Consider the following 15,335-nt stretch of genomic DNA (forward strand, 5'->3'; position numbering starts at 1 on the left):
GCTACCTGATGAAAAGAGTTGTCAAATTCAAAAAAAATAGCAATGTTTGTAGCTATTGTTATCTTGTTATTTCACAACATTTTTATACAATCATGGCAACGATTAAGGCAAACAACCCAGCCCTCAAAACTTGGATAAAAGTCCCTAAAAACAGTGATTTCCCTATTCAAAATATTCCTTTTGGCATTTTTTCATATCAGGGCTCTAGCCCAAGAGCTTGTACTCGTATTGGCGATACAGTGATAGATTTGAGTGTTTTGGTTGAATTAGGTTTTTTTGATAAATTACGTTTGGATGATTCCTCTGTGTTTCATGCAGAAGTCCTCAATGATTTTATAGCCTTAGGAAAACCTATTTGGCGTAAAACAAGAGAACACCTCTCTTCGCTTTTTCAAGAGGATAATACGCTTCTCAAAGATGATAAAGAAGCTCAAAAACAAGCTTTTTATCCCGCTGATAAGGTAAAAATGCATTTACCTGTACAAATTGGCGATTATACAGATTTTTATTCGAGTATCGAACATGCTACCAATGTAGGAACGATGTTCAGAGACCCTAAAAATGCTCTTTTACCCAACTGGAAACACTTACCTGTAGGCTATCATGGAAGGGCTTCTTCTATTGTGGTTTCTGGAACGGATATTCATCGCCCCAAAGGACAAATAAAGCCTGCTGATGTAGAATTACCATTTTTTACCCCTACTCGCCAACTCGATTTTGAATTGGAAGTAGCTTTTATAGTAGGCGGAAATACCCAAATGGGAGAAATTGTAACTACTGAAAATGCTGAGGATCATATTTTTGGTTTGGTACTTTTCAACGACTGGTCAGCAAGAGATATTCAGGCATGGGAGTATGTACCTCTCGGACCATTTTTAGCTAAAAACTTTGCATCAACCATTTCTCCTTGGATTGTAACGCTGGATTCTCTTGAGCCTTTCAGAACTGCTACACCCAAGCAAAACCCTGAAGTGTTGGACTATTTGAAATTTAAAGGCAAAAAGAATTTTGATATCAATTTAGAAGTTTTAATCGCTCCTGATAAAAGCAAAGAAAGTCTTATTTGTAAGAGCAATTTTAAATATATGTATTGGAATATGAGCCAGCAGTTAGCACACCATACTGTTGGAGGCTGTAATATGCGTGTAGGTGATATGTGTGCTTCGGGTACAATTAGTGGCTCATCTCCAGACTCTTACGGCTCTCTTTTGGAGCTTACTTGGCGAGGAACAAAACCTCTTAAACTCAAAGACGGTTCAGAGCGTAAATTTATAGAAGATGGAGATACTGTTATTATAAAAGGTTATGGAGAGAAAGATGGTGTTCGTATTGGTTTTGGTGAATGTGTTGGTAAAATTTTGCCAGCTAAAAAATAAAATTTTATATTGAAGGAGTTTGTTTAAACAAACTCCTTTTTTTAACAAAAAATATGACACTATGGAGAACATTGTTCCTATCCCTCAAGATTTTCAACTCAAAGAAACAACTCAAGGTATTGTGATTCATTATCGTTGGTATAAACCACAAATGGTATTTCCTATGATAATTTTTGCCGTTTTTTGGTTTAGTTTTTTGTATTTTTGGTTTACCAAAGTAGATGAAATTATTTTTCAAGCATTTGGTGTTATATTTTTAGTTGTGGGCTTTGGACTAATTTGGTATATTGTGTGCTTATTTTTCAATAAAACAGACATTGCTGTTACTTCTCAAGATTTTATTTCTAAACATGCCCCTATTCCATTTCCAACATACAAAAATGTACACTTCAAACGTTCTGATATTGAACAAGTGTATATCAAAGAAGAGTTTACTTATAACAAGCATAAAAATAAAACACTGAATGGTTACTCTTTAAATGTAATTTCTCCAAAAGGAGTTAGTAGTAAAGTTTTAAGTTATGATAAGGAGGAATATGAAAAAGCGATTTTTCTAAAAAGGAAAGTAGAAAAATATATGAATATCGAACCACAACCCGTAGAAGGGGAATACCTCCAATAATCATTAAAAAAATAAAAACCTATTAGATTTTTGCTATTTCACAAAAAAACATTTTGCATTATGGAAAAACTTGTTCCCAACCCAGAAGGTTTTGAACTTAAAGAAACAGCTCAGGGAATTGCTGTTAGCTATCGTTGGTATAAACCACTAGCTTGGTTTTTAATATTTTTTGCTCTTATTTGGAATGGATTTTTAATTGTTTGGTTTAGCTTACCCACTCCTATTTTCTTCAAATTATTTGCTCTGCTACACTTGGCAGTAGGCATTGGGCTGGCTTGGTATGTCATCTGTTTATTTGTGAATAAAACAGAAATTGCCATTACTTCTCAAGATTTTGCTACTCGTCACTCGCCTATTCCTTTTCCTACATACAAAAATAAGCATCTGAAACGTTCTGATATTGGACAGGTATATATCAAACAAGAAATTAGTCGTGGGAAAAATGGAGCATCTGTGAGTTATTCCTTAAATGTACTCTCTCCGCAAGGCACAAGCAACAAGGTTTTAAGTTATGATGACTACGAAAAAGCCATTTTTATCAAAAGGAAGATAGAAAAGTATATGCACATTAACCCACAATCTATTGAAGGCGAATACGTTCTTTAATTCAATGAATTATCAAAACATACAAAATCTCATGAAATTTATTTTTCCCATTATTTTATTCGTTTTTATTTCATTTTCTGCATTTACGCAAAGTATTTATTCAAAAGCTTTTGGAAGTAAATCCAATCCTGCTGTTGTATTTTTGCATGGTGGTCCAGGGTATAATTCTAGCGTTTTTGAAGCCACTACAGCCCAACGTCTTGCCAATGAAGGCTTCTATGTTATTGTCTATGACAGGCGTGGTGAAGGCAGAAGTGCAGATAAAAATGCTCAATATAATTATACAGAAACAATTGCTGACTTGAATACCTTACTCACACAATATGGCATCAAAAAAGCTAATTTTATTGGGCATAGTTTTGGTGGAGTTGTAGCCTCTTTTTTTGCAGAAAAACATCCTGAAAAAGTAAATACCATCATTTTAGCTGGAGCACCTATCAATTTACAAGAGAGTTTTCAAACGATTATCGCCTCCTCTAAAAAAATCTATGAAAGCAAAAAGGACAGTGTCAATTTACGATATGTAGGTATGCTTGAAAAAATGGATAAAACAAGTCTTGAATATAGCTCTTACTGCTTTGCTCATGCCATGCAAAATGGGTTTTATTCAACCAAAACACCCACAGAAGAAGCCAAAAAACTGTATGGTAGTTTCCAAACAGATACGCTTATCAAGAAATATGGCAGACTGATGGGTTATCAGGCTCCACAAGGTTTTTGGAAGAATGAAAAATACACAAGCCTCGACTTGACAGATGCTACCAAAAAATTAGTGGCTCAAAAAACTAAAATTTATGGCATCTATGGCAAAGAAGATGGTTTATATTCTCCCGAGCAAGTTCAAAAATTACAAGCAATTTTAGGTACAGATAAGCTCAAATATTATGAAAATTGCTCTCATAATGTTTTTATAGACCAACAAACTGAATTTGTTAAACAATTGAAGCTTTGGATTCGATAACCTAACATACTCTAATACCAACAAGAAAGCTCATAAAATGAGCTTTCTTCGTTTAAGAAGCCAAAGCCTCTGATATTTGAAATAATTGATTTTTGGTAATAGGCTTTATGATATAATCTGATATATCACTAATAGATTTTGCTCTTTCTATATCCTCTTCATATACAGAAGAGCTTACCATATAGATTTGTATTTTTTTACCTATTCTAGGTTTCAGTAAAACATAACTCTCCATAAATTGCCATCCATCCATTACAGGCATATTTATGTCTAAAAGGATCACATCAGGCATATTTTGGCTATTACTGATGGCTTCATCCAAAAAATTGATAGCTTCTTCACCATTGTAAAATGATAATAAGTTATTAGCAATATCAATCTGTTGTATCGTCTTCTTAATTGTAAAATGATAAATTTTATCATCATCAATTATGTATAAAACATCTATTTTTGACATAGAAATAAAAGTTTTTGATATATTTAAGATAAGTTATTGAAACTCTACAAGAAATGTAGTTCCTGCATTTACAGTACTTTCTACGGTGATTTTGCCTCCAAAAGATTCAATCTGATTTTTTGTAATGTACAAGCCCACTCCATGAGCATCTTGGTTTCCATGAAAGGTTTTATGTAAACCAAATATTTTATCTCCGTATCTTTTCATATCTATCCCTAGACCATTGTCTTTACACATCAGATACAAATGATTATCAGAGATATAAGTCTTTAACTCAATGATAGGAGATCTTTCTGGATGACGATATTTAATAGCATTCGTTATTAGATTTAAAAATATACTTTCTAGATAAGCCCGATTATAAACAATGGTGGGTTGTTCATCAAAATTTGTGATAATAGAAGTATTGTTATCTGTAATAGAGATTACTAGACTATCTTCTATACGTTTTACTACTTCCTCAAAACGAATTTCTTCTGTTTTTAAATCTATATTCTGATTTACCTTCACTACTTCACTGAGGTCATTAATCGTATCTGTAAGTCTTTCTATAGATATTTTAAGCATCTCTAATAGCTCTCTTTTTTCTTCTTCTGTGGTAGCTTCTTCACAAAAATTAATAAGCGTATTCAAATTAGAAACAGGGGAGCGTAAATTATGCGAAACGATATAAGCAAAATTCTGTAATTTATTAGCTTTATTGATAAGACGCTGAGATAGTATTTGTAAATGATCTATTTGCATATTTTGTGTCATTTCCATTTTTTTTTCTTTGGTAACATCTCTTGATACTGAAAAAGCTCCTATAATTTCTGCATTGTGTTCATCGAAAATAGGAACAAAACTAATGGAAAAGAAAGTATCTTTCAAATAGTTATTATCTACATATATCTCAATATTTTGTTGTAAACCCTGCTCCAAGCAAGTATTTAAGGCACTCTCAAATTTCTCAATAAACTCTTTGGGATAGCCAAAATCATAAATTGTCTTTCCTATATAAAATTCAGGCAGGTTACCCGTCTTTTCATAAATAGTTTGATTGATAAATTCTATTTTCTTTTGTAGATTATATCTACAAATTAGTTCGGGGTTATGATTGATAATAATATCAAAATAAGAATTATCCCCTCGTTTTTTATGAGATACATTCATAGAAATAAAAAATAGTTTTAATTTTTTATAGTTATACTTTCAAAGGTGTTGATATTCTTAACGATTGCAATAGCAAAAAGGTTACATTTTTCAATAATACACTCAAGTATCTCAAATTGTTAAATAGTATTTTTTTATTAATTTTTCTATCTATAAACCTTTAATTTATTAATTTTGCATTTCAAAATTTAATAACCTTCGATGAAACCCGTTAGAGTCCGTTTTGCACCCAGCCCCACAGGAGGGCTACACATTGGTGGTGTTCGTACTGCCTTATACAACTATTTATTAGCCAAACAAACAGGTGGACAATTTTTAATCCGTATAGAAGATACAGACCAAGAACGCTATGTAGAAGGAGCTGAAGACTATATTATGGAAGCGTTGCGTTGGGTAGGAATAGAAGCAGATGAAAGCCCCGAAAAAGGTGGTAAACATGCCCCTTATCGCCAGTCTGAAAGAAAAGAAAAAGGAATTTATAAAGAATATATACAACAACTGATAGATAGTGGAAATGCTTATTATGCATTTGATACTTCTGAAGAACTTACAGCCATGCGTGAGAAGTTAGAAGCTGCCAAAGCCAAAAATACTTCTTACAACATGATTTCACGTATGCAGATGAAAAACTCTCTTACACTGCCTTCTGACGAAGTACAACGCCGTCTGGAAGCTGGAGAGCCTTATGTGATACGTCTTAAAGTTCCTGCTAAACAAAATATTCGTTTCAAAGATTTGATTAGAGGTTGGGTTTCTGTGGAAAGCTCTACTTTAGACGACAAAGTTCTTCTAAAATCTGATGGAATGCCTACCTACCACTTGGCAAACATCATTGATGATCATTTGATGGAAATTACCCACGTCATTCGTGGTGAAGAGTGGTTGCCTTCTGCCCCATTCCATGTACTTTTATATCAGTTATTTGGTTGGGAACACCCTGATTTTGCTCATTTGCCTCTTATCTTAAAACCTGATTTGAAAGACCCTAAAGGCAAGGTAATTCAGGAAAATCATGGAAAACTCTCAAAAAGGGATGCAGAGAGCATGGGTTTCCCTATTTTTCCGCTTACTTGGCAAGGTTCTACTGGTTACAGAGAAGCAGGTTATCTGCCTGAAGCCATTATCAATTTCTTAGCTTTATTAGGCTGGAATCCAGGGACAAACCAAGAGATTTTCTCAATAGAAGAACTCATCGATACTTTTTCTGTTGAACGTATTGGCAAGTCTGGTTCTAAATTTGAAATTGACAAAGCTCGTTGGTTCAATCAACAATATTTAAGAGCTAAGAGCAATGAGGAATTGGTAAATTACTTAAAAGCTGGCTTAGATTCCGCAAGTGTAGATTATGGTATGTTTTCAGATGCTCAATTACAAGAAATCTGTGAAGTCATGAAAGAAAGAGCTACCTTCCCTGATGACCTTTGGAAAGAAGCTCGTTATTTCTTCGAACGCCCCAGCAAATATGATGAAGGTGTTGTAAGCCAGAAATGGAATGCTCAAACACAAGAAGTAATTGTAACTTTGAAAGACCAGTTCGCTAATGAAAGTAATTTTGATGGTACAAAAGCAAAAGAAGCTTTACACCATGAGGCAGAAGCCAAAGGCTTGAAACTGGGTCAAGTAATGCCTGTTTTGCGTGTAGCCCTTACAGGCGTAGGTGCAGGACCTGACCTTGCTGCCATTATGCAGATTTTGGGCAAAACTGAAGTGCTTACCCGCCTCGAAAATGCTCTGAATACGATTAAAGTTTAAAAATATTTTTTTTATCACTTTGAAAAGGCAAAACAGATGTTTTGCCTTTTTTTATGGCTTTCAAACAAATAGATGTTTTTTTCGTATAAACTTAAAAAACCTAAAAAGCCATGAAAAACTATTTTAATGTATCCGCTGCTCTCAAACTACTTGTTTTTATCTTCATTTTTACAAATTGTAAAAAAACTAAAAACGAGACTCAACCCATTTCTAACGAAGAACCTACCATCGAAATAAAAACACTTTTCAGTAATCGGGAAACTATTTGGGGTATGGATTTTCTGCCAAATGGAGAGTTGTTATTTACAGAAAAACGAGGGAAATTATTCCGATATGCCAATGATGGCAGTATTACAGAAATTACAGGGCTTCCTGCCATTCATACCAGTGGGCAAGGTGGTTTGCTTGATATCAGGATTCATCCCAAATATGCCAGCAATGGTTTGATTTATATCTGTTATGCCAGTCTGCCCATAGGTTTTAATCAGGCTCAACTGAATTTGATGCGTTTTAAATTAGATGGAAATACTATCACAGATGCACAAATTATTTTTCAGACAAGTGCAGGAAATACTTGGTATGGGCATTATGGAAGCCGTATAGAGTTTGATAAAAATGGCTTTTTGTACCTTTCGGTAGGTGAAGGAGGTAGTGGTAGCTATGGAGGACCTACTGCCACCAACAAAAACTCTCAAGATGTAAAAAGTGAATGGGGAAAAGTACACAGAATGAAAGATGATGGTAGCATCCCTACTGACAACCCTGTTTTACAAGGAAATACAACAGCTACAACTATTTTTTCTTACGGGCATAGAAATCCTCAAGGTTTGATTTTAAATCCGTTTACAGGCGAAATTTGGGAAAGCGAACATGGACCAAAAGGTGGCGATGAAATTAATATTGTCAGAAAAGGAAAAAATTATGGCTGGCATTTGGTTTCAAATGGTACAAACTACGACAATACTCAGATTTCTGCAAGCCCTTTGATGGATGGCATGGAAAGCCCCATCCATACATGGACACCTTCTATTGGTACTTGTGGTATGGCTTTTATTACAGATAATAAATTTAAGAAATGGAAAGGAAATCTTTTGGTGAGTAGCTTGGCATCAAGGTATTTGAGTCGTTGTGAAATCAAAGACAACCAAATTGTGCAAGAGTACAAACTACTTGAAAATGAAGGCAGAATCAGGAATGTAAAACAAGCCCCTGATGGCAGTATTTATGTTTCTGTGGAAAGCCCCGGAAGAATTATTCAGATTATTCCTAAGTAAGAATCACTTTGAGAAAATAAAAGCTTTTTTTATATTTAAACGGCAAAACTGATGTTTTGCCGTTTTTAATTGAACATAGTTATGAAATTTTCTTTGATAACCATATTACTATTTAATATTTGCTTTAAACTTTCTGCTCAAACCTTTTGGGGTTTTAATTCATTTGAATATAAGGATCACAAAGACAATCGAGTAAAAAAAGTTGTTATCAAAAGTTATACGGAAAATGCTTATCATAAAATGGATTATACAACCAAAGAAAATTATTTTGATACCTTGGGACGTATCACAAGAAGGGTTTTAATCTTAAATAATTCAAAACACAATATTAATATTATCCATGATTTTACTTATGTAATTAATGACAATTATTATAAACAAATTACTTCTAGTATTGATGGGGTTTCTAAGAAGGAAATGAAAGACTCTGTAATCATCATTAAAAAGAAAAATATCTTTGAAATTAAAAATTATCAAAAAGGTCTATTATTATTTTATCAAATGGAGGAATTTGATTCTCTTCAACGTTTAATTAAACATCAACAGGTGTTTTACAATAAAGATAAAAATTATATTTTTAAAATTTCTCCAACTCTAAGAAGCTTTGATAGCACTTATAATGAATCTTCATTAGTAATTAAATATAATTACCTTGATAGTAATAGAACATATGTAAAAGAAGTTTTTGGGAGTGATAAAAATAATTATTCTGAAGGTTATATTCATTATCAAAATAAGAAACTAAAATTCAAGGATATTAAAGATTATTATCCTAATAATAAAAGTCCACTTTCTTGTGTACAAATTTATACACATGATTCTGAAAAAAATATAAACAAAGTCTATAGATTATCAGAAGAGGATTTTGAGAAACTTCAAAGAGATCCTAATGCAAAAGTTGAATTACATGATTACAAGGAATATAGCTATAATGAAAAAGGACTTATAAAAGGGAGTATCAGCTTTTTTATGAGTCAAACTCATCTTTATGACATAAAACAGAAAGCTTTCAAAACAGAAATGCGAAAGCTAGTTTCAACTTATGAATACGAATACTGGTAATTAAACATCACAAAATCATGCATATACAAATCATCAATGGAGCAAATTTGAATTTATTGGGCAAGCGAGAACCTGAAATTTATGGTTCTCTAACATTTGAAGAATATTTTGAAAAGCTCAAAACGCAATACAAAGATATTACGCTTAGTTATTTTCAGTCAAATATTGAGGGAGAACTCATTAATAAAATTCACGAAATAGGCTTCTTGGCAGATGCAATAATTCTCAATGCTGGTGCTTATACCCACACTTCTATTGCCCTTGCTGATGCCATTAAGGCTGTAAAAAGCCCTGTGGTAGAGGTTCATATCTCCAATATTTTTGCAAGAGAAGCTTTCAGACATCAGAGTTATGTTTCGGCTGTTTCAGTAGGTATTATTTCAGGATTGGGGCTTAAAGGCTACGATTTAGCCATTGAGTATTTGATTACTCAAAAACAAAAAAGCCAGTAAAATACTGGCTTTTTACTCTATTTAATATTTTTTACGCATCCAATTCCCCTGCAATCACATTGAGGCTACTCATAGTCATGATAGCATCAGAGATTAGCTGTCCTTGGCACATTTCGGTGTAAGCTTGGTAATAAATGAAGCTTGGTCTTCTGAAGTGCAGACGGTAAGGCGTTCTACCACCATCAGAAATCAAATAGAAGCCTAACTCTCCGTTACCACCCTCTACACAGTGATAAATTTCACCCACAGGAGCATCTATTTCGCCCATTACAATTTTGAAATGGTAAATAAGGGCTTCCATGTTGTTATAAACGTCTTCTTTTGGAGGCAAATAATAACGAGGGTCATCAGCATAATGTTTACCTTCTGCTTTGGGTAGTTTATCCATAGCTTGTTGGATAATACGCAAACTTTGCCACATTTCTTCGTTACGCACCATGAAACGGTCGTAAGTGTCACCATGTTGCCCAATAGGAATATCAAATTCAAAATCCTGATAGCTTGAATAAGGCTCATTGACACGAACATCGTAGTCGATACCACAAGCACGCAAATTAGGACCTGTAAATCCGTAGTTTAAAGCTCTTTCAGCAGAGATAGCCCCTACACCAATGGCTCTATCCATGAAAATTCTGTTTCTATTGAACAGACGTTCAAATTCTTTGAGAACAACTGGGAATTCTTTAAGTATTTTATTGATACCTGCAATGGCTTTATCTGTAAAGTCTCTTTCTAAACCACCAATACGACCCATGTTGGTGGTAAGCCTAGCTCCACAAACTTCTTCATAAATGTCATAAATATGCTCTCTCCACTGATAAATATACAAAAATCCTGTAAATGCTCCACTATCCACACCCAAAATACCATTACAGATAATATGGTCTGAGATACGAGCAAGTTCCATCAATATCACACGCATGTATTGAGCCTTTTGAGGCACTTGTACACCCAAAAGCTTTTCTACTGTCATCCACCAACCCATGTTGTTGATGGGCGAAGAGCAGTAGTTCATACGATCGGTAAGAGTCGTTATTTGATAAAAAGGGCGTTGCTCTGCTATCTTTTCAAAAGCTCTATGAATATAGCCTATGGTAGATTCTCCTGAAATAATCTTTTCTCCATCCATGAGGAGTATATTCTGAAAAATACCATGTGTTGCAGGGTGTGTTGGACCTAAATTGAGTGTAGTTAGGTCGTTCATATACACTGCATCTTCTACTTTGGGCTTCTTAGAACCTATCAGGTCTAAGAGTTGGGGGTCTTTTTCAATGGGTACTAAATTTGCCATGAGTATATCTCTATTTTTAACAATAGCTAAATTAGGTAGCTAATTAGCAATTTTTTAGGAAATCTCTAAATTTTTTTAGCTTTTTTAGCAGTTTTAACACTTTTCAAAAGCAATATGTTTTTATTTTTGTCGTATTTATTAAGTGTTAATAATAATTTCCGAATACTTTAATTATAGTTGATATGCATGATAACCTAATTCAGACCTTAAACCATATTGTAACATTAGAATTGAATGAAATAGAATTTTTCAAGTCAGCGTTCAAAGAATTTCAAATAAAAAAAGGTGATTTCTTTCTTCAATCAGGAGAAATTAATAATAAACTAGGTTTTATTCAAAAAGGACTTATACGATACTTTGTATATAAAAATGAAGAAGAATCAACTTTGGAATTTAGTAGAGAGGGAGAATTTATTGCAGAATATCAAAGTTTAGTTCAAAAAAGTAAATCTATTCAAAGTATTCAAGCAATTGAAGATACTACAATGTTAGTAATGACAAATGATGATTTACAAAATCTATATGCAAATTTTAAAAATGGTGATAAAATTGGACGTATAGTCATTGAACATAGATTTAATGTCTTGGTAAACCAATTAATGTCTATTTATATGCATACTCCTGACCAACGATATTTACATTTCTTAAAAACTTATCCTGAAATCGTACAAAGAATACCACAATATTACATTGCTTCTTATGTTGGAGTAAAGCCCCAGTCATTGAGTAGAATAAGAAAAAGATTTACAAAGGAGATTTATTAACTTAGGTGTATGATTTTATTTTTTTGACTTGAGTAATTTTACGTCAATCAAATTATATAAAATTATGTATAAATCACTCTTTTTACTTTTTTGCTTAATTGCATCTGTTTCTTGCAAGAAAAATATTGTAAATCCTAATAATTTTACAACAGCAACAATTATTTTACCAACTCATAAACTGACTAGCTATTCTATCATTAAAAATACGAAGTATTTAATTGTATTTGAATCAGGTTTGGGTGATGATCATTCTATTTGGAATCAGAAAAACTTACCAACTAATATCAGTTCTAAACAAGACGTTTTACTATACGACAGAGCTGGTTATGGAAAATCTGAAAAAGGTGCAAAACCAAGAAACATAGTCAAATTAAGTGCTGAACTTGATAGTGTTATTTCTAAATTTGCAAACAATAGAAAAGTTATATTGGTAGGGCATTCTCTTGCAGGAATGATTATGAGAGATTATGCAATAAAAAATCCAACAAAAATAGCTGGGATATTATTAATTGATCCTTCCCATGAAGCATATAACAACCCAACACAAGAACAAGAAGATCTGATTTATAATACATTTTTGAATAGCAATGGTGCAGATTTTGGTGCAACTATGGAAGCAAAAGAACTAATTGAAGATTCACAATATATGGTTACACTCTCGAATTTACCTAATGTACCTACAATTATATTGACAAGTATGAAAGTAGATGCCTCTCACAATACAACAGATAGACAAAATTGGTATAATGCTCATCAATTATTGAAATCTGGCATCACAGATTTTATACACATTACAACAAAAAATTCTGGACATTATATTTTTATTGAAGAACCTAATTTAGTTTTAGATAACTTGAATTTACTTCTTTCTAAACTGCCTTAGAGGGTAGCCCATAACGTTTTGGTCGCACAACTAATTAATATTCTATTTTCTATACAAGTGCTTTCTTGATAAGTTTTTCATAAATTTGTAGTTGTGTAACAACTATATAAGATCGTAGTAAATTCAATATTTATATTACTATTTCGTTTTTATGTAAAATTCAACCATACACTCTTAAGATATCTTACTATAATTAAGTTATGAACCATTAAGAATCAAGCACTTAAAAAATATTTTATTTTTTTATGAAATTGCATAGGGGTAATCTAAATTTTGATTGTCTAAGTGCTGTATTTACTTCAAATCCATCTATGAGAAAAATTGTTTATGTCTGTTTGCTTTGGATAGCAATTATCCTACAAGCATTTGCCCAAGAAAAATATACCTTGAGTGGTAAAGTAAAAGATGCCTCCAGTGGTGAGGAACTGATTGGGGCTACTGTTGTTATTAAATCATTGAAAGCAGGAGCTGTTACCAACGAATACGGTTTCTATTCTATTACCGTTGAAAAAGGCTCTTATGAGCTTACGGTCAGCTATGTAGGTTTTGTAGATATTGTAAAAAAAGTAGATTTACAGAGTTCCCAAACACTCGATATTCTATTAAAACCTGAAGGAAGTGAAATTGAGGCTGTAGAAGTCGTTGGAAAAGAAGATTCTCCACGCCAAAATGTAGAAAGTACAGCTATGGGAACGGTACAACTTGAAATGAGAACACTTAAAAAAATGCCTGCCTTGCTTGGTGAAGTAGATGTTTTGAGGTCTTTACAACTTACCCCAGGGGTAAGTACTGTAGGCGAAGGGTCTGGAGGCTTTAATGTACGTGGTGGAGGTGTAGATCAGAATTTGGTACTTTTGGATGAGGCTGCTGTGTATAATAGCTCGCATTTATTTGGCTTCTTTTCAGTGTTCAATCCTGATGCTGTAAAAGATGTAAAACTTATCAAAGGGGGCATTCCTGCACAATATGGTGGCAGACTTGCTTCTGTTTTGGATGTACGCATGAAAGAAGGTAATAATCAGAAGTTTACGGCTTCGGGAGGTGTAGGAACTGTTTCAAGTCGTTTTGCAGTAGAAGCCCCTATTATCAAAGATAAAAGTTCGTTTATTGTGGCTGGCAGGCGTTCTTATGCTGATGTATTTTTGAGAGCTTTTGGAAATGAAAGTCAACGCCAAAACCAGTTATATTTTTATGACTTAACGACCAAAGCCAATTATAAAATCAATGATAAGAACAAAGTGTATGTATCTGGATATTTTGGCAGGGATGTTTTCCAGTTTAGTGATGATTTTAAGATTAATTGGGGCAATGCAACAGCAACTGTTCGTTGGAATAAAACTTTCAATCCGAAGCTATTTGCCAATTTTTCAGGCATTTATAGTAATTATGATTATAATTTGGGCGTTCCGACAGGTACACAAGCTTTCGATTGGGCATCAAGAATTGAAACATTTCAAGGAAAAGCAGATTTTAGCTATTTTTCATCTCCCAAAAGTATTTTCAACTTTGGTGCAACAGCTTTGAGATACAATTTTTACCCTGGTTCTATCAAAGTTGGGAAAGGTTCTATTTTCAATCCATTTACTTTGGACAGACAAAATGCTTTGGAAACTGCCATTTACTTAGACCACGAACACAAAGTTTCTACAAGATTGCAGTTGCAGTATGGTTTGCGTTATTCTTGGTACAATTTCTTAGGAAAAGGCACTGTATATGATTATGTAGGCGAAACAGGCAAACGTAAAACTGCCGTTAATCCACGAACATTTACAAGTAATCAATCCATTGCAGATTATGGAAATTTAGAGCCTCGTTTTTCTATGCGTTATCAATTTGATGAAAGTAGCTCTTTTAAAGCCAGTTACAATAGAACTTCACAGTATATTCACTTGATTTCAAGTACAACGGCTGCCTCCCCTACTGATGTCTGGTCGCCAACCACCAATAATATCAAGCCAGAACTGGCTGATCAAGTGGCTGCTGGATATTTCAGAAATTTCAAAAACAATACTTTTGAAGCCTCTGCTGAAGTGTATTACAAAACCATGACCAACCAAATAGATTATGTAGATGGGGCTTTGTTACTCTTAAATAGACAAATGGAAGGTGATTTGTTGTATGGTTTGGGTAGAAGTTATGGAGCAGAGTTTTATGTGAAAAAGAATTCAGGGAAATTAAATGGCTGGTTGAGTTATACGCTTTCCAAGTCCGAAAGAAAAATTGATGGTATCAATAATGGAGAGTGGTACAGAGCCAAATATGATAGAACACATAATTTATCATTGGTTCTTATTTATGATTTGAACGAAAAATGGTCTTTTTCAAGTAATTTCAATTATGCAACAGGTGTCGCTACTACTTTCCCTAATGCTCGTTATGAGATGGATGGAATTGTTGTACCACACAACACAGGCAACGTCAGAAACAATTATCGTGTACCTGCTTATCATAGATTTGATTTAGGAGCTACTTATCACAGAAAGAAAACTGGCAGATTTGAACAGGAGTGGGTTTTCTCTTTGTATAATGTGTATGGTCGTAAAAATCCGTTTACAGTGTATTTCAGGCAAGAGCCTGCCAAAGATGGACAGATACAAGCTCCTCAAAATACTCAGGCAAGGGAACTTTCTATTTTCGCATCTATTATTCCTTCTGTTACTTGGAACTTTAAATTTTAATCTCT

The 15,335-nt window shown here is 33.5% G+C and carries 13 protein-coding genes and 1 pseudogene; 11 read left to right on the forward strand and 3 right to left on the reverse strand.

Annotation, left to right across the window (positions count from 1 at the left end):
- Positions 1 to 92: 92 nt before the first annotated feature.
- From AD998_14935 to AD998_14950, 4 genes are all read left to right on the forward strand, one after another.
- Entirely contained in the window at positions 93 to 1,376 is a 1,284-nt protein-coding gene (locus AD998_14935; GenBank protein ID KOY88226.1) for a fumarylacetoacetase, read from the forward strand.
- 61 nt (positions 1,377 to 1,437) lie between these two features.
- Positions 1,438 to 1,998, forward strand: coding sequence for a hypothetical protein (locus AD998_14940; GenBank protein ID KOY87273.1), 561 nt, complete (start codon positions 1,438 to 1,440; stop codon positions 1,996 to 1,998).
- A 60-nt stretch (positions 1,999 to 2,058) separates the two neighbouring features.
- Complete coding sequence (locus AD998_14945; protein ID KOY87274.1) at positions 2,059 to 2,604, forward strand: hypothetical protein; 546 nt, start codon at positions 2,059 to 2,061, stop codon at positions 2,602 to 2,604.
- 31 nt (positions 2,605 to 2,635) lie between these two features.
- On the forward strand, positions 2,636 to 3,565 hold the full coding sequence (locus AD998_14950; protein KOY87275.1) for an alpha/beta hydrolase: 930 nt from the start codon (positions 2,636 to 2,638) through the stop codon (positions 3,563 to 3,565).
- Between the two features lie 52 nt (positions 3,566 to 3,617).
- Here the strand turns inward: AD998_14950 and AD998_14955 are convergent, their stop codons facing one another.
- Entirely contained in the window at positions 3,618 to 4,022 is a 405-nt protein-coding gene (locus tag AD998_14955; GenBank protein ID KOY87276.1) for a transcriptional regulator, read from the reverse strand.
- A gap of 33 nt (positions 4,023 to 4,055) precedes the next feature.
- Positions 4,056 to 4,808: pseudogene (locus AD998_14960) on the reverse strand (hypothetical protein).
- 567 nt (positions 4,809 to 5,375) lie between these two features.
- On the opposite strand from AD998_14960, the gene AD998_14965 reads away from it, so the two are divergent.
- The 4 genes from AD998_14965 (at position 5,376) to AD998_14980 (ending at position 9,714) form a co-directional block, all read left to right on the forward strand.
- Positions 5,376 to 6,926, forward strand: coding sequence for a glutamyl-tRNA synthetase (locus AD998_14965; protein ID KOY87277.1), 1,551 nt, complete (start codon positions 5,376 to 5,378; stop codon positions 6,924 to 6,926).
- Positions 6,927 to 7,036: 110 nt separating this feature from the next.
- Positions 7,037 to 8,200, forward strand: coding sequence for a hypothetical protein (locus tag AD998_14970; GenBank protein ID KOY87278.1), 1,164 nt, complete (start codon positions 7,037 to 7,039; stop codon positions 8,198 to 8,200).
- Between the two features lie 81 nt (positions 8,201 to 8,281).
- Positions 8,282 to 9,262, forward strand: coding sequence for a hypothetical protein (locus tag AD998_14975; GenBank protein ID KOY87279.1), 981 nt, complete (start codon positions 8,282 to 8,284; stop codon positions 9,260 to 9,262).
- A 17-nt stretch (positions 9,263 to 9,279) separates the two neighbouring features.
- Positions 9,280 to 9,714, forward strand: a complete 435-nt coding sequence (locus AD998_14980) for a 3-dehydroquinate dehydratase (GenBank protein KOY87280.1) — start codon at positions 9,280 to 9,282, stop codon at positions 9,712 to 9,714.
- Positions 9,715 to 9,745: 31 nt separating this feature from the next.
- Here the strand turns inward: AD998_14980 and AD998_14985 are convergent, their stop codons facing one another.
- Entirely contained in the window at positions 9,746 to 11,005 is a 1,260-nt protein-coding gene (locus AD998_14985; GenBank protein ID KOY87281.1) for an NADH dehydrogenase, read from the reverse strand.
- A gap of 182 nt (positions 11,006 to 11,187) precedes the next feature.
- Here AD998_14985 and AD998_14990 point away from each other — a divergent pair, with 182 nt between their 5' ends.
- The 3 genes from AD998_14990 (at position 11,188) to AD998_15000 (ending at position 15,330) form a co-directional block, all read left to right on the forward strand.
- Entirely contained in the window at positions 11,188 to 11,769 is a 582-nt protein-coding gene (locus tag AD998_14990) for a hypothetical protein (protein KOY87282.1), read from the forward strand.
- A gap of 64 nt (positions 11,770 to 11,833) precedes the next feature.
- The gene (locus AD998_14995) at positions 11,834 to 12,652 is read left to right on the forward strand and encodes an alpha/beta hydrolase (GenBank protein KOY87283.1); all 819 of its coding nucleotides are present in this window, start codon (positions 11,834 to 11,836) and stop codon (positions 12,650 to 12,652) included.
- Positions 12,653 to 12,963: 311 nt separating this feature from the next.
- On the forward strand, positions 12,964 to 15,330 hold the full coding sequence (locus AD998_15000; protein ID KOY88227.1) for a collagen-binding protein: 2,367 nt from the start codon (positions 12,964 to 12,966) through the stop codon (positions 15,328 to 15,330).
- Positions 15,331 to 15,335: the final 5 nt, after the last annotated feature.

It is taken from the genome of bacterium 336/3, assembly GCA_001281695.1.
GTDB lineage: Bacteria > Bacteroidota > Bacteroidia > Cytophagales > Thermonemataceae > Raineya.